The sequence below is a fragment of the Clostridium sp. genome (assembly GCF_051650885.1).
Taxonomy (GTDB): domain Bacteria; phylum Bacillota; class Clostridia; order Clostridiales; family Clostridiaceae; genus Clostridium.
In genome coordinates, this window is sequence record NZ_JBOFRG010000355.1 from 1 (window position 1) to 22,780 (window position 22,780).

Consider the following 22,780-nt stretch of genomic DNA (forward strand, 5'->3'; position numbering starts at 1 on the left):
AGTATTCCAAGTGAATACCCAATAGCAATAATAATAGCACCTATTTTTATTCCTCTTGGGAAAGTTTTTTCAGGATTTTCAGTTTGGTCAACTAATCCTCCAATAGACTCAAGACCACCGTATGCAAATACTGCAAACACCATAAATCCTAGAAGACCAATAGGGCTTTGATAAGATGGGTTAGGTGATGAGAAAAATGCACTTGCAGTGATTGGTTCAGCCACTTTAAATCCACTTGCAATTAATACTACAAAGGCTCCAACTAAAAGTACGATATTAGCTAAAGCAACAAAAGTACCACCAATTGATGTTATCTTTTTAATGCTGTCTAATCCCTTAGAAGCTGCAAATGTAACTACGATAATTAAGAAAATTCCTAAAAGTGCCATAGTTTTAGCAGGTCCAAGACCAAGAATTGTCCATGTAGATGTAGTATCTTGTCCGAAGAATAAATTCGATAATGGAACCCAAATTGAAGATGATGTAGATACCATCCAAATTAAGTAAGATGTATACCACATAAATGTAACTATAAATGCATACTTAGGTCCAACTGATTTATCCATCCAAGAATAAATACCACCACGTTCTTTTCTAAAAGCTGCACCAAATTCTGAAAGCATAAATGCATATGGTATAAAGAATGTGATAGCAGAAATTATGTAAAATGGTATAGCTCCATACCCCATAAGTAAAAAGGCTCTTGCTATGTTAGTAAATCCAAAAACGGAAGTAAATATCATTAAAATAAGTGATATTAACGTAAGTTTATTTTTATGATTGCTATGCGACATAAAACTCCTCCTCATATATAATATTTTTAAATTGTAACATATTAAAACAAAATGTGAATTAACAAAATGTAAAAAATTAATTAATTATACATAAAGATGAGATATTAAAGAGCAAGGAGACCTTTTAAACAGTTATTTCTAGATTTTGTACAAAAGGTTAAATAATATAAAAAAGTCCAGACGAATAGATTAATTCGACTGAACTTCTATATTTAAATTATGAGGAGGAATTAGAAAGTTGGCGCCTTTTCTTTATAAGTCTTTTATTTGTAGCTTCAGTAAAAAGTTTATAAAAAACTGCAAAGGTTGGAATTCCAATTAAAAGACCAAGGAATCCAAAAGCACTGCCACCAATAAGCATTGAAAGCATAACCCAAATTGGTGAAAGTCCAACAGAGGAACCAACAACCTTAGGATAAATAAAATCGCCTTCAATTTGTTGAAGAACAATTATAAATATCAAAAATATAAGTGCCTTCATAGGACTAATGATAAGAATTAAAAATAATGCAGGAACAGTACCAATAAAAGCACCAAATATAGGAACTATACTTGTAAATCCAATTATGGTACTTATAAGTAGTGCATAAGGAATTCTTAAAATAAGCATACCAATAAGACAAAGAACACCTATAATAACTGCTTCTAAACATTGACCTGCAATAAACTTAGAGAAAATTTTATTAGAGGTTCTGCCAACATAATAAATTTTTTCCTTTATTTTAGATGAGGTATAAGCTGTTATAATTTTATCTACGTGTCTAAGTAAAACCTCTTTATTAGAAAGCATATAAATAGAAAAAACTACAGCTAAAACAAAATTAACAAGGCTAGAGGTAAAGTTAATAGTAAAATCTATAACATGACCAAACGCAAAGCCAAAAAACTTACTAGCAAAAGAAAGTAGCTCCTTCCAAGTATTTAAAACCTCCTGCCAAATAGCATCAAAAGTAGATGTATTACCAATTATCCCTTGAAGAAACTTCTCAAAACTTTGAAGATAACTAGGAATATTTGAGCTTAAAGATTTAACACTGCTTATAAGTTCTGGAATAATAAAGAACAGTAAAGCAGAAAAAATCAAAATTATTAAAGAGAAAGTTAAAATAATAGAAATAGTTCTTTTAATATGAAGATTTGAATCAAAAGTTCTAGAAGAAAGCAAAGTATTTTCAATTAAAGTCATTGGTATATTTAAAATAAAAGCGATACCAAAAGCTAAAATAAAAGGACTTAATATCTGCATACTACCAGAAAGAAAACTTAAAACAGTCTTTATATTAAAAAGAAAAAAACATAAAAAGATAACATAAGTATATAAAAGTAACTTTGATTTATCTAATTTGAAATTTTTCAAAAAAACACCTCCTAAATACAATAAATACCAATATTATACCATAAATTAACAAATAGTCTATAAAAAAGAGATGCATTAAAGCATCTCAAAAATTAGATTTCATTCAAAGAGGGAACATTATTTAATTCAGTAGCTTTTTTTACAGCATTTAAAACTGCTTTTTCCATAACGTTACTAGCTATCATCCCAACTGTCGATACATCAGCATCTATTTTATTAGTTGCCATAGTAAAGATTGTATCTCCATCAAACATGGTGTGAGCAGGTTTCATAGTTCTTGCAAATCCGTTATGAGCCATTGAGGAAACTTTTTTTGCTTGTGCTTTATTAAACTTAGCATTTGTAACTATAATTCCTATAGTTGTATTTCCTTTGAATGGATCTTTTGGATTAGTTGTGGAATCTAGAAGAATAGACTCACTGTTTAAAAATTCTTTAGTTTCTTTATTATAAGCACCAGCTATAATATTCATATTGTTTGTAGGGTCAACTACATCACCTAAGCAGTTAACTGCAACTATTGCTCCAACTTGAAGACCGTTTGGAAGCTCTATTGCATAAGTTCCAAGTCCACCTTTCATACAAAACTCAGGTCCTAAAAGCTTACCTACAGTTGCTCCATATCCTGCCCCAATATTTCCATTAATATCTTCACTATAAGTTTCAGAATTAATACAAGCCTCATAGCCAAGAGCTTTATCAGGTCTTATTTTAGGGTTACCAAAGGCTAAATCAAAAAGAACAGCAGAACATACTATTGGAACTTTAGCGACCTGAACATCAAAGCCAACATCTTTCCCTTCAAGATATTCCATAACTCCACTAGAGGCATCTAAACCAAAGGCACTTCCACCTGCTAAAATAATTCCATGAACCTTATCTACAAGTTCTGATGGATTTAAAAGGTCAGTTTCACGAGTTCCAGGTGCACCACCACGAACATCAACACCACCTATTGCACCTTCAGTGCAAATAACAACAGAACAACCTGTAAAACCTTCTTTATTTTCAGCATGACCAAGCTTAATACCATCAATATCAACAAATTTAATTTCTCTCATAATTTTACCTCCATATATAAAAGAAGGAACTGCTAAAAACAGCTCCTCTCTAATTAATTGTGCAAAAGCACTAAATTATTTTCTTTTTTTAATTTTATTCATAGTTAAAACAACTGGAATAGTTATAAGTGTACATACTATTGCTTCTGGAATCCCATTTGTGGCAGCTATAACGGCTAAAGCACCTCCAACTGCATGAGCTGAAATTCCTAATAATTCTGCATACTGGTGTAATGATAAGATATAAATAAGACCAAGTACACCAACTGTATTAACTAAAGAACCAATAACAGCAGATATTCCAATAGCGATACTATCACGTTTGATTTTTTTTCTTAAAGCCTTGTACACATAATAAGCAACAATACCGATAAGTATTCTAGGTACAAGTGATGTGATTGGGTTTAAGAAAAGTGGTGATAGTAAAACAGGTGTAGCAATTGCTTGATACATTGAAAATAGTCCGAATACTAGTCCAACTAAAGCACCAACTAAAGGTCCTTCAACAAGAGCACCAATAATAACTGGAACACCCATAATAGTAGCTTTCATTGTTGGAAGTGGAATAAATCCAAGTCCTGTAAGCCCCATAAACATAGTGATACCTGAAAGCATACCAACCATAACTAGTTGACGATTGCTTAGATATTTTTTTGATTTTTTCATTTTTAAAAATTCCTCCGTTCTTATTCCTTGTGTAAGGATATAATTCGGCAAACACAATAATATTTTGTAATTTGCGTTCAGTTTCTATGATAGAATACCGACAGAGATATTTTACAATAGAAAATAAATAGATTCAAGAAAAAGATTGTTAAAAATATATCTATAAGTAAAAAAAAGGAGAAAATAATGACTAAAAGGATGATATACATAAAAAGTACGTATATAATTAAATATGTAAAAATATTATAAATAAAAAATTAAGTAGATTACTTGATTTAAAAGGAGATTTTAAAATGAAATTATTAAACATTGAAAAGCAAACAAATAATAAATATTTAAATATGTATAAGTTAACTTTAAGAAATAAAAATGAAAATATAAAAGAATACTTTGTAGCTAGTAGAAGAGAAAAAGAAGATTTAGCTTGTTTAAATAAAAATGAGGTAAAAGCAGATGGGGTTATGATAATTCCAATAACAAGAGATGGGGAACTTGTTTTATTAAAACAATATAGACCTGCAATAGATGATTTTTTATATGAGCTTCCAGCAGGAATAATAGATCCAGGGGAAGATATGATAGAAGCAGGAAAAAGAGAATTATTTGAAGAAACAGGATTAACTTGTGTAAGTTATGAGGTTTTAGTAAAGCCAAGCTACACATCAGTAGGAATGACTGATGAAACTACTGGAATTATAAAAATGATTGTTGAAGGTGAAATTGATACATCTAATATTGAAGAAGATGAAGAAATTGAAGTTATAAAAGTTAAGCTTGAAGATGCAAAGGATTTTGCAAAAGAAAATAATGTATCTATAAAAGGTGCTCTTGTAATGAGCTTATTATAGTATTTAAAAGACAAAAGAAGAATATATGTATATATATTAAGGACATTTGTATAAAAAAAATATGAGTGATAATATGGGTATATAAAACATAAATGTAAATTTATTGGAAGATATTTTTAAAAACTTCAGTGAATAAAGAGTCATTTATGATTGGGGGGTGTCCATATGAATTTCAAGAGTACAAGAGGTGGAGAGCGTGGAATAAAAAGTTCTAATGCAATAATTAAAGGTATTGCAAAAGATGGGGGTCTTTTTGTTCCAGATAGCTTTCCTAATATTTATGAAGAAGCAATAAGTAAAAAAGGGGCTAGTTATGAGGAGTTAGCTTATTTTATAATAGGGAAATTTTTCACTGATATAAAATTAAAAGAGCTAAAAGGAGCAATCAAAGAAGCATATACAGGAAGGTTTGATGTAAGGGTAAAAAATGATTTTTTAGAATTATATCATGGACCAACTTGCGCATTTAAGGATGCAGCCTTATTATTTTTACCTCAAATTATGAAAAGAGCAAAGAAAAACTTAGAGATAAATGATGAAGTAGTTATTCTTACAGCGACATCAGGAGATACAGGAAAAGCAGCTTTAGAAGGTTTTAAAGATGTTGAGGGCTTTAAGGTTGTTGTATATTATCCAAAGGATGGAGTAAGTGAAATACAAAGAAAGCAAATGGTTAGCCAAGAAGGGGCTAATGTTCATGTTGTTGCAATTGAAGGAAACTTTGATAATGCACAAACAGGAGTTAAGGAAATTTTTGCAGATAAAAATTTAAAAGAAGAGCTTGAAAAAGAAGGGTTTAGATTATCATCAGCAAATTCTATAAATATAGGAAGACTTGTTCCTCAGATAGTTTATTACTTCTATGGGTATATGAAGCTTGTAGAAAGTGGAGAAATAAAAGAAGGTGAAAAGATAAATGTTTCAGTTCCAACAGGAAACTTTGGAAATATATTAGCTGCATATTATGGAAAGCAAATGGGACTTCCAATAAATAAATTTATCTGTGCATCTAATGAGAATAATGTTTTATCAGATTTCTTTAATACAGGAGTTTATGATAAGAGAAGAGAGCTTATTTTAACAGAATCACCATCTATGGATATACTTCTTTCTTCAAATTTAGAAAGACTTTTATATGAAATGAGTGGTAGAGATTCTAAGGAAATTAATAAGCTTATGGATAAGTTAAGTAAGGAAGGCATTTATGAAATAAATGATGAAATGAAAGAAAATCTTGGAGAGTTCTTTGGTGGATATTCAAACACTGAAGAGGTTTATAAAGAAATAAAAGAAGTATATGTAAAAGAAGGATATTTAATGGATACTCATACAGCAGTAGCTTATGTTGTAAATAAGAAGTATAAAGAAAAAACTGGAGATAATACAAAAACTTTAGTAGTTTCTACAGCAAGTCCATTTAAATTCCCAAGAAGTATCTGCAATTCATTAGGAATAGATGTTGAATTTATGAATGACTTTGAAGTACTGAAAACATTATTTGAAGAAAGTAAAAATGAGATTCCAGAAAATCTAAAGAATTTAGAGAAGATGGAAGTGAAGCATAATACAGTTTGTAAGGTTACAGAGATGGAAAAGGCGCTTAAAAAATATTTAGGGGTGGAATAATGATTAGGGTTAAAGTACCAGCAACCTCAGCAAATATGGGACCAGGTTTTGATTGCTTAGGAGTTTCTTTAAATTTATATAATGAATATGAGTTTGAAGAAATAAAAAGTGGTCTAATATTTGAAGGTTTTGAAGAAGAATTTTCTAATGAAGATAATATTATATTTAAAGCAATGCTAGAAGTGTTTAGAAAGACTCATTATCCATATAGTGGTCTTAGAATAAAGCTTATAGAGCAAAACATACCAATAGCTAGAGGACTTGGAAGTAGTTCAAGTTGCATAGTAGCAGGTCTTTTTGGTGCAAATATGATATCAAGAAAGAAGCTTGAGACAAGGGAACTTTTAAATTTAGCAGTAGAAATTGAAGGACATCCAGATAATGTAGCACCAGCGCTTTTAGGTGGCATTATAATAGCAACTTCTGATAAGGGTGAAGTTGTATATGAAAGAATAAATAATAAGAATAAATTAAAATTTTTAGCTATAGTTCCAAACTTCAAATTAAAAACAGAAAAAGCAAGGGGAGTACTTCCTAAAAATTTAACATATGCAGATTCTGTGCATAATATTGGAAGAGCAGCACTACTTGCTATAGGCTTAAACAATGGGAATGATAGAGTTCTTAAAGTAGCATGTGAAGATATGCTGCATGAACCATATAGAAATAGCTTAATAGAAGGAATTGATTTAATTAAGAAAGAAGCTTATAATAATGGGGCATTAGCCTCATACTTAAGTGGAGCAGGGCCTACTATTATGATTATAGCAAGGGAAACTAAGGAAATTTCATTAAAAATGAAGGAGTTTTTAAAGGGAGAAAATTTGAACTATGAAGTAGTAGAGCTTTCCATGGATACAAGAGGTACAATTGTATTATAGAAGGTGGTAAACAATGGAGTGGAAAAAACTAGTAATAGATAAAAATGCATTACCAGATGTATATGAAAAGGTGTTAGAAGCTAAAAAGCTTTTAAAAGAAGGTAAGGTTCGGGAAATAACTGAAGCAACTAAAATTGTAGGAATAAGTAGAAGTGTTTATTATAAGTATAAAGATTATGTATTTGAGTTTGCAGAAAGTGCAGAAGGCAGAAAGATGACCTTTAACATGATGGTAAAACACAGAAAAGGTGTTTTATGTGAAGTATTAAATTATCTTTCAAAAAATGGGGGAAACATTCTTACAATATATCAAGGATTACCTATAAATGGAGTTGCTAATTTAACGCTAACTATAGATATGTCTATATTAGAAGTTGATGTAACAGATCTTTTAGAAGATTTGCAAAAAATGGATAATGTTGATAGAGTTGATTTTATTGCAATGGAATAAATTTATAAGCATAGGATAAGAAAAATTGAGTGAAGATGAGATGAAAAATAGGGAGTGAATTATATGTATATAACTACAAAATTTGATGAATTGAAATTGAAAAGAGCAACTATAGAGGATACGAAGACTATCTTAGAGCTTATAAAAGAAATAGCAATTTATGAAAAAATGTTAGACCAAGTTGTAGCAACTGAGGAATCCATAAAGGAGTCTATATTCTTAAAAAAAGAAGCAGAAGTTCTTTTAGTAGAAGTAAATGAAAAAGTTATAGGATATGTATTATATTTCTTTAATTATTCTACATTTATAGGAAGAGGTGGATTTTACTTAGAAGATATTTATATAAAAGAAGAGTATAGAAAAAGAGGTTATGGAAGAGAAATATTTAAGGTAATCGGAAAGATAGCTTATGAAAAAGGTTGCCACAGAATGGAGTGGACATGTTTAAATTGGAATAAGCCATCTATAGAATTTTATAAGAGTTTAGGAGCAGTTCCAATGGATGAATGGACTGTATATAGATTAACTAGAGAAAAAATAAAAGATTTAGCGGAAAGATAAGAAAGAGAGAGATTCTACAAGACTAAGCCTAAAAAGGCTTAGAAGTTTTGAGAATCTCTTTTTTTATACTAATATATGGAAAATAAAGTATTGACATGGTTAAAATGGTAGAGTATTATAAATTTAATATATTTATCGATTTAGCGTAGTAAAGTATAAAAGGGGTGTAAAAATGAAGGGGATAATTCCAGAAGGAACAAGAGATTTAATATTTAATGAGAGTGGAAAAAAAGAGATAGTTACTGAAAAATTAAATAAAATATATAGCAGCTTTGGTTATGACAGTGTAGTTACGCCAACATTAGAGTTTTATGAAACATTTTGCAAAAGAGCGGATGGATTTAAGGATGAGATGTTATATAAAACAATAGATAAGAATGGTAAGATGCTTGTTTTAAGACCAGATATGACACTTCCAATTGGAAGAGTTGTTAAAACAAAAATGAGAGATGTAGAAATGCCAATAAGAATAAAATATTGCTCAAATGTGTTTAATGTATATGGTGGATACTGTGGAAAAAGAAATGAGTATACAGATTGTGGAGTAGAGTTTATTGGTGATAAAAGCATTAGTTCAGATTTAGAAATTTTAGTTTTAGCAATAGAAGGATTAAAAAGCTTTAATTCTAAAAAATTCAAATTAGAAATTGGGCATATAGGTTTTATAAACAGTATATTTGAAGAAATAAATTTAAGTGAAGATATGGAAAAAGTAATTGCACATTTAATTGAAAATAAAAATTTAATCGCATTAGATGAAGTCTTAGAAGGTGTGCAAATAGAGGAAGAATATAAGGAACTTCTAAGAGAATTATCATGGCTTTTTGGTGATGTTGAAGTTTTAGACCAAGTTTTAAAATATAAGTTAAATGAAAATGTAATAGAAAGCTTAAATTACATGAAGAAGTTATATGAAGGACTAAAAAGTCTTGGATATGAAGATAATATAAGCTTTGATTTAGGAATGATTCCAAGAGTTAATTATTATATGGGAATTATGTTTAAAGGATATTTAGATGGAGCTTGTAGCACAGTATTAAGTGGTGGAAGATATGAAATCACAAAAGAAAATGAAGAGAATTTAGATGCTATAGGATTTTCAATAAATGTGGATTTAGTAGCAGAAAACGTGGAAGAAGTTAGGAAGGAAAAAGAGGTAGTTTTAGTTTATGGAAGTGAAAATTTAATTAAAGCTATGGAAGAGGCTAGAAGGCTTAGAAGCTTAGGTGAAAGAGTTAAGCTTAAAAAATCAGAAAATAAGAATGATTTTAAAATAGAAAGAGGTGAATAATATGACTATAAATATAGCACTTACAAAAGGAAGATTAGAAAAAGAAACTGTAAAAATATTAGAAAATGTAGGGTATGGAATAGAAGAGTTAAAAGATAAAGGAAGAAAGCTTGTATTTTCAGATACAAAGGAAGATATAAAATATTTCCTAGTTAAAGCAGCAGATTCAATAACTTATGTTGAACATGGTGTAGCTGATATTGGAGTAGTAGGAAAAGATACCTTATTAGAAAGTGAAAAAGAATATTTTGAAATTTTAGATTTAAAGCTTGGGGAGTGTAAATTTATAGTTGCATCTCTACCTGAAAAAAAACTCTTTGAAAAAATAGGACATGTTAAGATTGGAACGAAATATCCTAAGGTAACAAAAGAATATTTTGAAAAACGTGGCATGGATGTTGAAATTATAAAGATAGAAGGTTCAGTTGAACTTGCACCTATATTAGATTTATGTGATGGAATTGTAGATATTATGGAAACAGGAACAACTTTAAAGGAAAATGGATTAGTTGTTTTAGACAGTATATGTAATATAAGTGCTAGGTTAATAGTGAATAAGGCAAGCTTTAAGATGAAAAGTGATGAAATTAGAAAGTTTATAAAGGAACTTAAAAAAGGAATAAAGGTAGGGGAATAAAAGAATGATAGAGAGGATTATATATTCTTTAGAAAATAGAGAAAAGGTATTAGAGCTTTTACAAAGTAGAAAAGATTCAGATGATTTAGAAAAGCTTAATATAGTGAAAAATATATTAAATGATATAAAAGAAAATGGAGATAAGGCTTTATTAGAGTATACAAAAAGATTTGATAAGGTGGAACTTTTAGAAATAGAAGTTAAGAAAAGTGAGATAGAGGCGGCTTATAAAGAAGTTTCAGAAGAATTTCTTTTAGCAATGAAAGAGGCAAAGAAAAATATTGAAGAATATCATAAATTGCAAAAAAAAGAAGGTTATATATTAGAAAGAAAAAATGGAGTATTTCTAGGTCAAAGGGTAATGCCTTTAGAAAGGGTAGGAGTTTATGTTCCAGGAGGAACTGCAAGCTATCCATCGTCTGTTTTAATGAATATAATTCCTGCTAAAGTTGCAGGAGTTAAAGAAATATATATGATAACACCACCTACAAAAGAGGGAGGAATTAATCCATATATAGCAGTAGCAGGAGATTTAGCAGGAGCTACTAAGATATATAAAATTGGAGGAGCGCAAGGAATAGGTGCATTAGCTTTTGGAACAGAAAAGGTGAAAAAGGTTCATAAGATAGTTGGACCAGGAAACACTTATGTAGCGTTAGCTAAAAAAGAAGTATTTGGTGAAGTTGATATAGATATGATAGCAGGACCAAGTGAAATTTTAGTTATAGGTGGAGAAAAATCAAATCCTAAATATATAGCAGCTGACTTAATGTCACAAGCAGAACATGATGTTTTAGCATCATCTGTTTTAATAACGACTTCAAAAAAACTTTCAGAAAGAGTTGTAGAAGAAATAGAAAGACAATTAGAAGGGTTAAGCAGAAAAGAAATAATAAGAGAATCTTTAAAGAATTATGGAAAGATAATTCTTTGTGAAACTATAGATGAATGTTTTGAACTTTCAAATTATGTAGCACCAGAGCATTTAGAAATTCTTTTAGAAAATCCAATGGAATATTTAGATAAGGCTCAAAATGCAGGTTCAGTATTTTTAGGTGAATATTCACCAGAGCCAGTAGGGGATTATTTTGGAGGGACAAACCATGTGTTGCCTACAAGTGGAACAGCAAGATTCTTCTCACCATTATCTGTAGATAGCTTTATAAAAAAATCTTCATTTTTGTATTATACAAAGGAAGCTTTATTAGAAGATGGAGAAAAAATAATAACTATTGCAAATAAAGAAGGATTAGATGCACATGCAAATTCTGTGAAGGTGAGGTTAGAGGATGAAAAAAGTAGAGAAATATAGCGTGAAAAATTTAGAAGGATGTACCATCTTAAATGGAAATGAATGCTTTTATAATATTTTAGGTGATTATAAGGAAGAAATATTAGAAGAAGTATTAAAGATAGACTTTAATAGATATCCAGAAAATGATTCAACAGAATTAAGAGAAGCTTATGGAGAGTATTTAGGAATTAAAAAAGAAAATATAATAGCGGGGCACGGTTCTGATGAAATGATTTCATTAGTAGTTTCAGCTTTTATAAATAAGGGGAAAAAGGTTTTGACTTTAAATCCTGACTTTTCTATGTATGATTTTTATGTTTCTCAAAATGAAGGTGAGTTAATAAAATTAGATTGTAAGGATGATGGAAGCTATAGTGTAGAAGACTTTATAAATCTTGGGAAATCTGAAAATGTTGACTTAGTAGTTTTTTCAAATCCTAATAATCCAACAGGCTTTGCAAAAGATACTTTAGAAATTGAAAAAATAATAAAAGGCTTTAAAGATAAAATTGTATTAGTTGATGAGGCTTATATTGAATTTTATAAAAAGTCAGTTGTAGATAAGATAAATACTTATGATAATTTATTAGTTACAAGAACCTTATCAAAAGCTTTTGCAGGGGCAAGTCTTAGATTAGGATTTTTGATAGGAAATGAAAAGTTAATAGAAAAGCTTCAAAGCTTTAAGGTTCCATATAACGTGAATAGAGTGTCTCAAAGTCTTGGGAAAATACTTATTTCAAAAAAGGATAGAGTAAACAATCTTATTGAAGAAGTTTTAAAAGAGAGAGAAAGAGTGTTTAAAGAGCTTAAAGAAATTGAAGAAAAAAATGAAAGAATAAAGGTATATAAATCAGATTCAAATTTTATATTTGGAAGAGGAGATAAAAGCTTTTTAGAAGAGCTTGAAAAAGAAAAGATAGTAGTAAGAAATTTTAAGGATGATTCCTTTAGGATATCTATAGGAAGCAAGAAAGAAAATGATTCTGTAATTAAAATATTAAAGGAATGGTCAAAGTTATGAGAAAGGCTAATATAAAAAGAAAGACTAAGGAAACTGATATATTTTTAGAAGTAAATTTAGATGGAACTGGTGAAAATGAGATTAATACAGGTATAGGATTCTTTGACCATATGCTAACCCTTTTTTCTTTTCATAGTGAAATAGATTTAAAGGTTAAATGTGTGGGAGATATAGGTGTGTGCGACCATCATACAGTTGAGGATATAGGAATAGCTTTAGGAAATGCCATAAAAGAGGCTTTAGGAGAAAAGGTTGGAATTGAAAGATATGGAACAATGCATATGCCTATGGATGAAAGCTTAGCTCTTGTATCTTTAGATATAAGTGGAAGACCTTTTTTAGTATTTAATTGTGAGTTTAATAGAGAAAAGGTTGGAGAAATGTCAACAGAAATGGTTGAAGAATTTTTTAGAGCAGTAGCTTTTAATAGTGGAATAACACTTCACATAAATATGATATATGGGAAAAATGACCATCATAAAATAGAGGCTATATTTAAAGGTTTTGGAAGAGCTTTAAAGAAGGCTAAGGAAGTGACAAGTGAAAGAGTTCAAAGTACAAAAGGGGTAATTTAAAATGATAGGGATAATAGATTATGGAATGGGTAATCTTAAAAGTGTTTCAAATGCGTTAGACAAGTTGTGTGTTGAATATATTATATCAGATGATAAAGAATGCTTAGGAAGTTGTGAAAAACTTATATTACCAGGGGTTGGAGCTTTTAATGATGCAATGATAAATTTAAAAGAAAAAGGATTAGATGATTTTATAAAGATAGAGGCATTAAAAGGAAAAGAACTTTTAGGAATTTGTTTAGGAATGCAACTTTTATTCCAAAAAGGCTATGAAGGAATAGAGATGGATGGCTTAGGTTTATTAAAGGGAAAGGTTGTAAAAATAAATGAAGAAGGAAGAAGAATACCACATATAGGATGGAATAGTGGTAAAGCATTTAATAAAACGGGATTGTTAGATGGAATAGATGAAAATAGTTTCTTTTATTATGTTCACTCTTATATGATAGAGGATTATGAAAAAGATGATTTAGTTATAGGAGCTGATTATGAAGGTGTTTTAATACCTGGATTATTTAAAAAGAATAATATAATGGGAGCTCAGTTTCATCCAGAAAAAAGTGGGGAAGTTGGACTTAAACTTATAGAGAATTTTGTGAAGGGGTGAAGAGAAATGGTTATATTACCAGCAATAGATATAATAGATGGAAAACCAGTAAGGTTATATAAGGGGGATTATTCAACAAAAGAAATAGTTTCAGAGGATGTATTAGAAACTGCAAAAAACTTTGAAAAGCTTGGAGCAGATTGGATACATTTAGTTGATTTAGATGGAGCTAAAGATAAAAAGCCAAAGAACTTAGACCTTGTTTTAAAGGTTGCAAAAGAAGTTAATATAAAGGTCCAAATTGGTGGAGGAATAAGAACTTTAGATACTATAAAAAAATATATAGATGGTGGAGTAGATAGAGTAATACTTGGAACTGTTGCAATAGAAGACAAAGAATTATTAAAAACTGCTGTTTCATTATATGGAGAAAAGATTGCAGTTGGTATTGATTGCACTAATGGATATGCCTATGGAAATGGATGGTTTGAAGAAAGTAAATTACATTATATAGAATTTGCAAAAGAATTAGAAAAGATAGGTGTTAAAAATATAATAGTTACAGATATTCAAAAGGATGGAACTCTTGAAGGTGCAAATGTAGATATGTTAGAAAAGTTATCTAAAGAAGTAAATATTGATATAACAGCTTCAGGAGGCGTTAAAGATTTAGAAGATATAGAAAAGCTTAAAAAGATAAATGTATATGGTGCAATAACAGGAAAAGCTTTGTATGCAAAAAAATTATCTTTAGAAGAAGCAATAAAAATAGCAAAAAAGTAAGGAGAGAAGAAAATGCATACAAAAAGAATAATACCTTGCTTAGATGTTAAAAATGGTGAAGTTGTAAAAGGAATTAATTTTGTAGAGTTAAAAACAGTTGGAGACCCTACACAGCTTGCTAAATTTTATAATGAGCAAGGAGCAGATGAATTAGTTTTTTTAGATATAACAGCTTCTTATGAAGATAGAGGAATAATGAGAAAGGTTGTTGAAAAGGTAGCAAAAGAGATTTTTATTCCATTTACAGTTGGTGGTGGAATAAGAACCATAGAGGATATAAAAGAAATATTAAGAGCAGGGGCAGACAAGGTAAGTTTAAATTCAGCAGCAGTAAAAGATAAAGAACTTATAAGACAGGGGGCAAAAATATTTGGCAGTCAATGTATTGTTGTAGCAATAGATGGAAAGCTTAGAGAAGATAAAAAGGGCTGGAATGTTTATATAAATGGTGGAAGAGTAGATACAGGATTAGATTTAATAGAATGGGTAAAAGAAGTAACAAGCTTAGGCTGTGGAGAAATTCTTTTAACATCAATGGATGCAGATGGAACTAAAAAAGGCTTTGATATTGAAATGTTAAAAGAGGTACGCAAAAATACAAATGTACCAGTTATAGCTTCAGGAGGGTGTGGAAGCTTAGAACATTTTTATGATGCATTAAAAGATGATATTAGCGACGCAGCACTTGCAGCCTCTCTTTTTCATTATGGAGAGCTTACTGTAAAAGAAGTAAAGACATATCTAAAGGAAAAAGAAATAAAGGTTAGATTATAGGAGAAGGGCTATGGATATAGAGAAGATATTAAAGAATTTAGACTTTAAAAAAGGAAATGGTCTTATACCAGCAGTAGTACAAGACTATAGAAACAATGAAGTCTTAATGCTTGCATATATAAATGAAGAAAGTATGAGAAAAACTTTAGAAACTGGAGAATGTCACTATTTCAGTAGAAGTAGAAATGAATTATGGCATAAAGGGGCGACTTCAGGACATACACAAAAGGTTAAAGAAATAAAGGTGGATTGTGATAATGATACAGTTTTATTTCTTGTAAAACAAAAAGGTGCAGCTTGCCATACTGGAGAAAAGAGTTGTTTTTATAGAAATATAAGTGAGGTGTAAATATGGAAAATGTATTAGAGGATTTAGAGAAAATTATAGAATCGAGAAAAAATGGGGCAGATGACAAATCATATACAGCCTATCTTTTTAAAAAGGGAAAAGAAAAAATACTTAAAAAGATAGGGGAAGAGGCTACAGAAGTTGTTATAGCTAGTATGAAGGAAGATAAGGAAGAGCAAGTTTTAGAGATGTGCGATTTACTATATCATATGTTAGTTTTAGCAAGTTATAGTGATATAAGCCTTAAAGATATAGAAAAAGAATTAATAAAAAGAAGAGACAAGCAAAATAATTTAAAAGAAGAAAGAAAAGAAATAGAAGAATTAAGATAGAAAAAAACTGAGAAAGATAATTTCTCAGTTTTTTGTAATTAGTGGCATCCACCACCGCATGAACCACATCCACCTTCAGAATCTTGGTTTTTAGGAGATAATTTTAATCCTCTACCACCATTTTCTTCTGATGAAAGTATAGTGAATCCACCATATTGATTTATTAAATCTTTTGTTGCGATGAAGTTTATTTCACCGTGAGTACAAGCCATGTCATTATCAGATTGTTCATCCAGAACAATATTAAATACTGGGCCTCCTCATCCAACGCCTGCTAAATTAATTCTTATGTTGTAGCTTTCTACTTTGTTCTCATCTAAGAATTCTTTAAATTCATTTAATGCTTCAGCACTAATAGTTATAAAATCCATAAATAAAACTCCTTTCTTTTGTTTAAAATAATATTAGCCATAAATAGTATTAGCTAATATATCACATTTTAACATAATATATTAGCTAAACTATATTTAAAATATTTAAATTAACAATATTTTAAATTAGTGACATCCACCACCACATGAACCACATCCACCTGCTGGTGCGATAACTGGCTTAAGTGTTAATCCATTTCCATTATTTTCATCTGATGAAAGAATAATAAATCCACCAAACTCATCAACTAATCTGCTTTCCATTACAAAAGTAATATCATTTATTACTTCAGTAGTATCGTCAGCAGTAGCTTCATCAACAGTAATGTTGAAAACAGGACCACTACAAGCCATACCACCTAAGTTTATTCTTATGTTATAATTTTCTACTTTGTTTTCATCTAAGAATTCTTTAAATTCATTGTAAGCTTCTTCGCTTATTGTTACGTTTTTCATAATCAAATCTCCTATTCTTATATACTTATTTTATGAAACGATTATAACATAAATTAAAGCAAAGTAAAATAGTCAGAATTAAAAATTTTATAAACAAATATTATTTATATAGAAGGAATTAGAGGAAAAAGCGAGAAATTAATATATAAAGGGTAAATTTATGATATTATAGGTATTATTAAAAGATTAGAAAGGATGGTTTGGGTGAAACCATATAATAGAAAGTTTTTATTAGAAAAAATAAAAGAGTATAACAAAGTTATAAAAGAAAATGAAATTGGAAATCATAGAATCGTTTTAAGTAAAAATGATGAAAAGATTTTAAAAGGCTATGGTTATGAAAAAGAAAATGATTTAGATATAGAAACATTAAAGTTATTTAAAGATGATGATTTAGTAATGGAGCTTTCAGCAAAAGAAATAGAAGGAACTTATGGAATTATAAAAAAAGCTAAAGGTAAAGTTGGGATTGTAGGACTAGGACTAGGCTATGTAGCATTAGAAATATCTAAAAATAAAAATGTAAAAGAAGTAGTAGTTTATGAAAGTGAAATAGAGGTTATAGAACTTTTTAAAAAGAATTTTGGAGAAATAGAAAATATAAAAATAATACATAAAGATGCTTTTGAAGGGAAAAAAGAAAAGTTTGATTATTTTTATGTAGACATATATGGTTATGAATTAAGTGAAGAGATAGTTAAAGATTATGAAAAATTAAAAGAGATACATGAAATAAAAGATTATGTATTTTTTGGAGTAGAACATTTTCTTTTAAGTGCAAGATATGAAGAAATAATTTGGGTGTTTATACCAGAGTTATGGATGGAATTAAGCAAAAGATCCTTTGCAGCAATACAAGAGGGAAATTTACTTCCATATTATAAAAAAATAGATGATGAAAAAGTAAGTTTTGTCCTTGGAAAATTTAAAGAAGTTTTCGATAAAGAAGACTAAAATAGAAAAGAGAATATAATAAGTAAAGAGCTATGATGATTACTATTCATTATAGCTCTTATTTTTGGTAAAATAAGTATATTAGGATAAAGGAGGAGAAAGATGAAAAATATTGATAAGTTACGAGTTGAAATGAAAAAAAGAAATATAGATTACTATATTATAACAAGTGGTGATGCGCATCAAAGTGAGTATGTTCCAGAATATTATAAGGGGAGAGCATATATATCAGGTTTTACAGGGTCTGCAGGAACACTTTTAGTAGGCTTAAATGAAGGAATTTTATGGACTGATGGGAGATATTTTATTCAAGCTGAAGAGCAGATAAAAGATGCAGGACTAAAAATGTTTAAAATGAGAATTCCAGGATGGCAAACTATATTTGAATGGTTAGAATCTAATATGAAGGAAAATGAAGTGCTCTCCTTTGATGGAAGATGTGTTTCTATGAAGGATTTTGAAGAGTATGAAAATATAGTGAAAAAGAAAAATGGAAATATTGAAATTGAAGAAGATTTACTAAATGAGTTTTGGACTGATAGACCTCTTTTACCAAAAGAAAAAATATTTATACATCAGGTTAAGTATGCAGGGAAAACTGCTACAGAAAAAATTAATGAAGTAAGAGAATATATGGAGAAAGTAAATGCAGACAATTATATAATAGCTTCATTAGATGATATTGCATGGCTTTTAAATTTAAGAGGAAATGATGTTAGAAATAATCCAGTTTTTCTAAGTTATGTTTTAGTAACTAAAGAGAAAACTACATTATTTATTAATTTAGATAAGGTTACAGAAGTAGAGTTAGAGTATTTAAAAGAGCAAAAGGTAGAACTAAAAGAATATGATGAAATCTTTAATTGTGTAGAAGAATTAAAAGGAAATATTCTATTACAAAAAGAAAAAGTAAACTCTTTAATTGGAAATAAAATTTCTAAAGAAGCTAAAATTATTGATGAAATAAACGTTACAACAAATCTTAAGGCTATAAAAAATGAGGTGGAAATAGAGAATTTAAAGAAATGCCAAGTTAAAGATGGAATAGCTATGGTAAAGTTTATGAAGTGGCTAAAAGAGAATATTAAAAAAGAAAAGATAACAGAAATAAGTGCATCAGAAAAAATGACTGAGTTTAGAAGTGAATTAGATTTATTTAAAGGAACTAGCTTTGATTCTATATGTGGTCATAAAGAACATGGTGCAATGATGCATTATTCTGCAACTAAGGAAAGTGATTATACATTAGAAGATAAGGGCTTTTTATTATTAGATTCAGGTGGACAGTATTTAGATGGAACTACTGATATAACTAGAACATTTATATTAGGTGATTTAACAGAAGAAGAGAGAAAAGACTATACTCTAGTGTTAAAGGCTCATATAAATTTAGCAATAACAAAATTCTTAAAGGGAACAACAGGTTCAAACTTAGACATAAGAGCTAGAATGCCACTTTGGGAAGAAGGGTTAGATTATAAATGTGGAACAGGACATGGAGTAGGGTTTTTCTTAAATGTTCATGAAGGACCACAGGGGATAAGTCCTGTACCTAATACAGTAAAGCTTGAGCTTGGAATGATTCTTACAAATGAGCCAGGTATTTATAGAGAAGGTTCTCATGGAATTAGAACTGAAAATACAATGTTGGTAGTTAGAGAAAGTGAAGATTTAGGATTTGGAGAATTCTATAAATTTGAAACAATATCATATTGTCCTATAGATATTGATGGATTAGATATTGGATTACTTAATGAAGTAGAAAAGGCATGGCTAAATGAATATCATAAGAAAGTATATGATAAGATAAAAGATTTTCTAAATGAAGATGAAAAAGAATTTTTAAAAGTTTACACAAGAAGAATATAGTAGGATAAATTAGTTAAAAATAGTAATATTAAAAGTGTAAAACCATAAACATATAAAATAGAAAAGTTTTATGATAGAATATGAGTAAAATATTCATTAGGAGGAAAGCTATGTTAAAATTTTTAGGAAAAGGTAGTGCATTTAATACAGAGCTTGGAAATACGAGTGCATATATAAAAAAAGGAAAATCTATGATTCTTATTGATTGTGGTGGAACTGTGTTTCATGAGCTTAAAAAAAGAGGGTTATTAGATTTTGAAAATCTGCATATTATAATTACACATACACATCCCGATCATGTTGGAAGTTTAGGTGATTTAATATTTTACTCTCATTATATAAAGGGTGTGAAGCCTAATATATATTTTCCACATAAAAAGACTATTGATGATATGTTATCTTATGTTGGTGTTTCAAATGAATTATATAATGTAGAAAGCAGATATGTAAATTGGATTAAAGATGATGAATTTGGAAATGTAGATGTGGAATTTGCAAATAATAAGCATGTTGTAGAAATACCAGCATATGGTTTTTTAATTAAAATAGATGGGAAAAAATATTACTATAGTGGAGATACAGGAGAAGTAAATAAAGAAGCTAAGGAACTTTTAGAAAAAGACAAAGAGGCTTTAGTTTATCATGAAGTAAGTTCATTAGATGTACCTAAAAATCCACATACAACAGTAGAAAAATTAGAGGAAGCCTTTAGTAAAGAAGTGAGAAATAGAGTGTATTTAATGCATTTAGATGAAAAGCTAAATGAGGAAGATTTAAAGAAAAAAAGTTTTAATGTAGTTGGAATAGATTAAAATTAAATGAGAATTGATTTAGGTTCGCTAAATTATTAACTAAAAGATAAAGATTTCATAGTATGAGGAAACTATGAAATCTTTTTTGTTAAATAGAGAAAAAATACAAAGTGAAGGGATGTATTTATGAAAAAAGTAATGGTAGCAATATTAATAGGAATCTCGACAATTACAATAATTGGATGCGGAAATAAGGACAAGGGAGGGGAAACAAAGATAGATAAGGAAACAGAAATAAATGAAGAAAATAAAGATAAAGAAAATGAAAAAGTTGAGAATACAGAAAATGAAAAAGAAGTTAAAGTAGAAGAAAAAGAATTTAAATTATATCTATTTGACAAAGAGAATTTAAAAGAAGAAGTGGTTAAGCAAAAAGTGAAAATTGAAGATAAGGCTATAGTAAAAGGATTAACAGAGATACTAAAAAGTGAAAATCTAGATAAGAAATATTTAAAACTTCCAAAGGAGGTAGAAGTTAAAGAAGCTAAAGTTAGGGATGAAATATTAACTGTGAACTTTTCAAAAAATTTTATAAAGGATATGCCTCTTGGAACAGCTACAGAAAGTGGATTAATATATATGTTAATTAATACTTATGGACATGGAGTAAATGTACAAAAAGTTAGAATTGAACTAAATGGAGAATTGTATGTAGGTTTAGGAGATGAAGTTTCTAAAAAAGGCTACTTTGAAATATCTGAAAAATAACAGAGTGTTAAAAATTTACAATTTGAAAATGTAGATAAATCAAACTTAAACTTAGTATTTAAAGTATAAAATAATAACCTCGATAGAATTAAGGTGTTCTGTTGGGGTTATTTTATTGACTAGATTTGTTTTGATAAAGCGTTATTATAGGAGTAAGAGGGTTACACTATGAATAAAAGGTAAAGAGTAATTAAAAAAGAATAATAAAAAGCATGGAAAATACAACCTGATTTTAACAAAAATATTTTACTTTAGGAAATATAAATTATACAATTTATTGGGAATTATAAAAAATAGAGAGTTAAAGGGTAGGGGTTTTAAAAGTCCTTACTCTTTTTTAGGAGAAAAATGAGAAGATTAATTGATAAAATAATTTATACGTACAAAATGGAGTTTAATATACTTGTTGGATTGATTTTTTATGTTTTTCTTATAGGGGATTGTGTAGTAAAGAAATATACGGGAATGCCTTGTCCAACTTGTGGAATAAGTAGAGCCACTATTAACTTTTTTATAGGTAATTTTAAAGAATCTTTTGAATATCACCTACTATTAATACCTTTTATAATTACTGTATGTGTTTATCTATTTCAAAAATGGATTCAATCTAAAAATATATATTTTAAATACTTTTATATAAGTATGGGAGTAGTATTTATTCTTTATTATATATTTAGAATGTATTATTTATTTCCTAATATAGAGCCTATGGATTACAATTTTAATTCAAAATTATATAAGATAATCTCTTACTTTAAGGGATAACATTAAATGGAAAAAAAGACTGATAGAGAAAAAATACTATCAGTCCTTTTTGTAGAATTTATTTTATAACAATATTAACAAGTCTTCCTTTAATAACGATAACTTTAACAACTGTTTTATCTCCAATTGCATTCTTAACATTTTCATCATTTAAAGAGGCTTCTTTTATTCCATCATCATTTAAGTCAGAAGGAATATTTATTTTAGCTTTAACTTTACCATTTATTTGAATAGCAATTTCAATTTCATCTTTAACTAAAGCACTTGGATCAAATGCAGGTATTTGTGTATTAAAGATTGACCCTTCCATTCCAAAAAGACTCCATTGCTCTTCAGCGAAGTGTGGTGCAAATGGTGCAAGTATTTTAACGAAATCTTTAGCGATAGAAGTTAAGTATTCTACGTTTTTAACTTTTTCGTTGTTGTACTTAGTTAATGCATTTACAAATTCCATCATTCTAGCAATAGCAGTATTGAATTGCATTATTTCAGTATCTTCAGTCATACCTTTTATAGTATTGTGTAACCAGAAGTTTAATTCTTTTTCAGGCTTATCAACAGTAGTTTTAGTTTCACCATTTTTAGCTTCTCTTACTATATCTAAAGCTCTTTCTATTCTATCAACAAATCTAGAAACTGATTTAACTCCATCGTCACTCCAAGCTCCACCTTCAGTGTAAGCAAATCCAAACATTAGGTACATTCTAAATACGTCAGAACCATGTTCTTTAATGTAATCATCAGGAGAAATAGTATTTCCTTTAGATTTACTCATTTTAAGTCCATCTGGTCCTAAAATTAATCCTTGGTGAGTTAATGATTTAAATGGTTCATCAAATGTTAAGTATCCCATGTCTCTTAAAGCTTTAGTTATAAATCTAGCATATAAAAGATGCATACAAGCATGCTCAGGTCCTCCAACATATTTATCAACAGGTAACATTTTATTTATAAGCTCTGGATTAAATGGTGCATCAGAGTTTTTGTTATCTGG

27 protein-coding genes are annotated in these 22,780 nt (G+C 29.0%); 20 read left to right on the forward strand and 7 right to left on the reverse strand.

The features are described 5' to 3' along the window. The 4 genes from yjeM to ACRC28_RS17885 all read right to left on the reverse strand — a co-directional run. The coding region (gene yjeM / locus ACRC28_RS17870) for a glutamate/gamma-aminobutyrate family transporter YjeM (protein WP_438544803.1) at window positions 1-794 on the reverse strand (794 nt) is incomplete at its 3' end. A gap of 217 nt (window positions 795-1,011) precedes the next feature. Then, window positions 1,012-2,151 (reverse strand): AI-2E family transporter, encoded by a 1,140-nt coding sequence (locus tag ACRC28_RS17875; protein WP_438544804.1) that lies wholly within the window; start codon window positions 2,149-2,151, stop codon window positions 1,012-1,014. Window positions 2,152-2,243: 92 nt separating this feature from the next. Next, window positions 2,244-3,212, reverse strand: coding sequence for a P1 family peptidase (locus ACRC28_RS17880; RefSeq protein WP_438544805.1), 969 nt, complete (start codon window positions 3,210-3,212; stop codon window positions 2,244-2,246). Between the two features lie 75 nt (window positions 3,213-3,287). Further along, a complete protein-coding gene (locus ACRC28_RS17885; protein WP_438544806.1) occupies window positions 3,288-3,878 on the reverse strand; it encodes an ECF transporter S component in 591 nt (196 codons plus the stop codon). Between the two features lie 293 nt (window positions 3,879-4,171). Between ACRC28_RS17885 and ACRC28_RS17890 the strand changes: the two genes are divergently transcribed. The 15 genes from ACRC28_RS17890 (at window position 4,172) to hisE (ending at window position 15,851) form a co-directional block, all read left to right on the forward strand. Further along, a complete protein-coding gene (locus ACRC28_RS17890) occupies window positions 4,172-4,726 on the forward strand; it encodes an NUDIX hydrolase (RefSeq protein WP_438544807.1) in 555 nt (184 codons plus the stop codon). A gap of 165 nt (window positions 4,727-4,891) precedes the next feature. After that, window positions 4,892-6,352 carry a threonine synthase gene (thrC, locus tag ACRC28_RS17895; RefSeq protein WP_438544808.1) on the forward strand — a complete coding sequence of 487 codons (1,461 nt, stop codon included), beginning with the start codon at window positions 4,892-4,894 and terminating at the stop codon, window positions 6,350-6,352. Next, entirely contained in the window at window positions 6,352-7,233 is an 882-nt protein-coding gene (gene thrB / locus ACRC28_RS17900) for a homoserine kinase (protein WP_438544809.1), read from the forward strand. Before thrC ends, thrB begins: the two co-directional genes overlap by 1 nt. Before the next feature lie 13 nt (window positions 7,234-7,246). After that, window positions 7,247-7,684, forward strand: a complete 438-nt coding sequence (locus ACRC28_RS17905; RefSeq protein WP_438544810.1) for an ACT domain-containing protein — start codon at window positions 7,247-7,249, stop codon at window positions 7,682-7,684. 63 nt (window positions 7,685-7,747) lie between these two features. Next, window positions 7,748-8,245 (forward strand): GNAT family N-acetyltransferase, encoded by a 498-nt coding sequence (locus ACRC28_RS17910; RefSeq protein WP_438544811.1) that lies wholly within the window; start codon window positions 7,748-7,750, stop codon window positions 8,243-8,245. A 172-nt stretch (window positions 8,246-8,417) separates the two neighbouring features. Further along, a complete protein-coding gene (hisZ, locus tag ACRC28_RS17915; RefSeq protein WP_438544812.1) occupies window positions 8,418-9,536 on the forward strand; it encodes an ATP phosphoribosyltransferase regulatory subunit in 1,119 nt (372 codons plus the stop codon). A gap of 1 nt (window position 9,537) precedes the next feature. Beyond that, window positions 9,538-10,173, forward strand: coding sequence for an ATP phosphoribosyltransferase (hisG, locus tag ACRC28_RS17920; protein WP_438544813.1), 636 nt, complete (start codon window positions 9,538-9,540; stop codon window positions 10,171-10,173). Between the two features lie 4 nt (window positions 10,174-10,177). Beyond that, window positions 10,178-11,485 carry a histidinol dehydrogenase gene (gene hisD, locus ACRC28_RS17925; RefSeq protein WP_438544814.1) on the forward strand — a complete coding sequence of 436 codons (1,308 nt, stop codon included), beginning with the start codon at window positions 10,178-10,180 and terminating at the stop codon, window positions 11,483-11,485. Continuing rightward, window positions 11,463-12,491, forward strand: a complete 1,029-nt coding sequence (gene hisC / locus ACRC28_RS17930) for a histidinol-phosphate transaminase (RefSeq protein ID WP_438544815.1) — start codon at window positions 11,463-11,465, stop codon at window positions 12,489-12,491. Before hisD ends, hisC begins: the two co-directional genes overlap by 23 nt. Next, entirely contained in the window at window positions 12,488-13,066 is a 579-nt protein-coding gene (hisB, locus tag ACRC28_RS17935) for an imidazoleglycerol-phosphate dehydratase HisB (RefSeq protein WP_438544816.1), read from the forward strand. The genes hisC and hisB overlap by 4 nt, the downstream gene beginning before the upstream one ends. Window position 13,067: 1 nt before the next feature. After that, window positions 13,068-13,673 carry an imidazole glycerol phosphate synthase subunit HisH gene (hisH, locus tag ACRC28_RS17940; RefSeq protein ID WP_438544817.1) on the forward strand — a complete coding sequence of 202 codons (606 nt, stop codon included), beginning with the start codon at window positions 13,068-13,070 and terminating at the stop codon, window positions 13,671-13,673. Window positions 13,674-13,679: 6 nt separating this feature from the next. Beyond that, entirely contained in the window at window positions 13,680-14,396 is a 717-nt protein-coding gene (gene hisA, locus ACRC28_RS17945) for a 1-(5-phosphoribosyl)-5-[(5-phosphoribosylamino)methylideneamino]imidazole-4-carboxamide isomerase (RefSeq protein ID WP_438544818.1), read from the forward strand. A 12-nt stretch (window positions 14,397-14,408) separates the two neighbouring features. Then, window positions 14,409-15,170: an imidazole glycerol phosphate synthase subunit HisF gene (gene hisF, locus ACRC28_RS17950; protein WP_438544819.1), complete on the forward strand. Its 762-nt coding sequence runs from the start codon at window positions 14,409-14,411 to the stop codon at window positions 15,168-15,170. A 10-nt stretch (window positions 15,171-15,180) separates the two neighbouring features. Continuing rightward, the gene (gene hisI, locus ACRC28_RS17955) at window positions 15,181-15,519 is read left to right on the forward strand and encodes a phosphoribosyl-AMP cyclohydrolase (RefSeq protein ID WP_438544820.1); all 339 of its coding nucleotides are present in this window, start codon (window positions 15,181-15,183) and stop codon (window positions 15,517-15,519) included. A 2-nt stretch (window positions 15,520-15,521) separates the two neighbouring features. Continuing rightward, window positions 15,522-15,851, forward strand: coding sequence for a phosphoribosyl-ATP diphosphatase (gene hisE, locus ACRC28_RS17960; RefSeq protein WP_438544821.1), 330 nt, complete (start codon window positions 15,522-15,524; stop codon window positions 15,849-15,851). 38 nt (window positions 15,852-15,889) lie between these two features. Here hisE and ACRC28_RS17965 read toward each other — a convergent pair whose 3' ends face one another. Together ACRC28_RS17965 and ACRC28_RS17970 are read right to left on the reverse strand one after the other, a co-directional pair. Further along, complete coding sequence (locus tag ACRC28_RS17965; RefSeq protein WP_438544822.1) at window positions 15,890-16,222, reverse strand: HesB-like protein; 333 nt, start codon at window positions 16,220-16,222, stop codon at window positions 15,890-15,892. 126 nt (window positions 16,223-16,348) lie between these two features. Beyond that, complete coding sequence (locus ACRC28_RS17970; protein ID WP_438544823.1) at window positions 16,349-16,678, reverse strand: HesB-like protein; 330 nt, start codon at window positions 16,676-16,678, stop codon at window positions 16,349-16,351. Window positions 16,679-16,873: 195 nt separating this feature from the next. Here ACRC28_RS17970 and ACRC28_RS17975 point away from each other — a divergent pair, with 195 nt between their 5' ends. The 5 genes from ACRC28_RS17975 (at window position 16,874) to ACRC28_RS17995 (ending at window position 21,786) form a co-directional block, all read left to right on the forward strand. Further along, window positions 16,874-17,632 carry a hypothetical protein gene (locus tag ACRC28_RS17975; protein ID WP_438544824.1) on the forward strand — a complete coding sequence of 253 codons (759 nt, stop codon included), beginning with the start codon at window positions 16,874-16,876 and terminating at the stop codon, window positions 17,630-17,632. A gap of 102 nt (window positions 17,633-17,734) precedes the next feature. After that, complete coding sequence (locus tag ACRC28_RS17980) at window positions 17,735-19,501, forward strand: aminopeptidase P family protein (protein WP_438544825.1); 1,767 nt, start codon at window positions 17,735-17,737, stop codon at window positions 19,499-19,501. Between the two features lie 110 nt (window positions 19,502-19,611). After that, window positions 19,612-20,313 (forward strand): MBL fold metallo-hydrolase, encoded by a 702-nt coding sequence (locus tag ACRC28_RS17985; RefSeq protein WP_438544826.1) that lies wholly within the window; start codon window positions 19,612-19,614, stop codon window positions 20,311-20,313. 126 nt (window positions 20,314-20,439) lie between these two features. Beyond that, window positions 20,440-21,021, forward strand: a complete 582-nt coding sequence (locus tag ACRC28_RS17990) for a GerMN domain-containing protein (protein WP_438544827.1) — start codon at window positions 20,440-20,442, stop codon at window positions 21,019-21,021. A 348-nt stretch (window positions 21,022-21,369) separates the two neighbouring features. Then, on the forward strand, window positions 21,370-21,786 hold the full coding sequence (locus ACRC28_RS17995; protein ID WP_438544828.1) for a DUF2752 domain-containing protein: 417 nt from the start codon (window positions 21,370-21,372) through the stop codon (window positions 21,784-21,786). Window positions 21,787-21,844: 58 nt separating this feature from the next. Here ACRC28_RS17995 and ACRC28_RS18000 read toward each other — a convergent pair. Beyond that, window positions 21,845-22,780 (reverse strand): class I tRNA ligase family protein (locus ACRC28_RS18000; protein ID WP_438544829.1); only part of this gene is annotated, 936 nt, incomplete at its 5' end.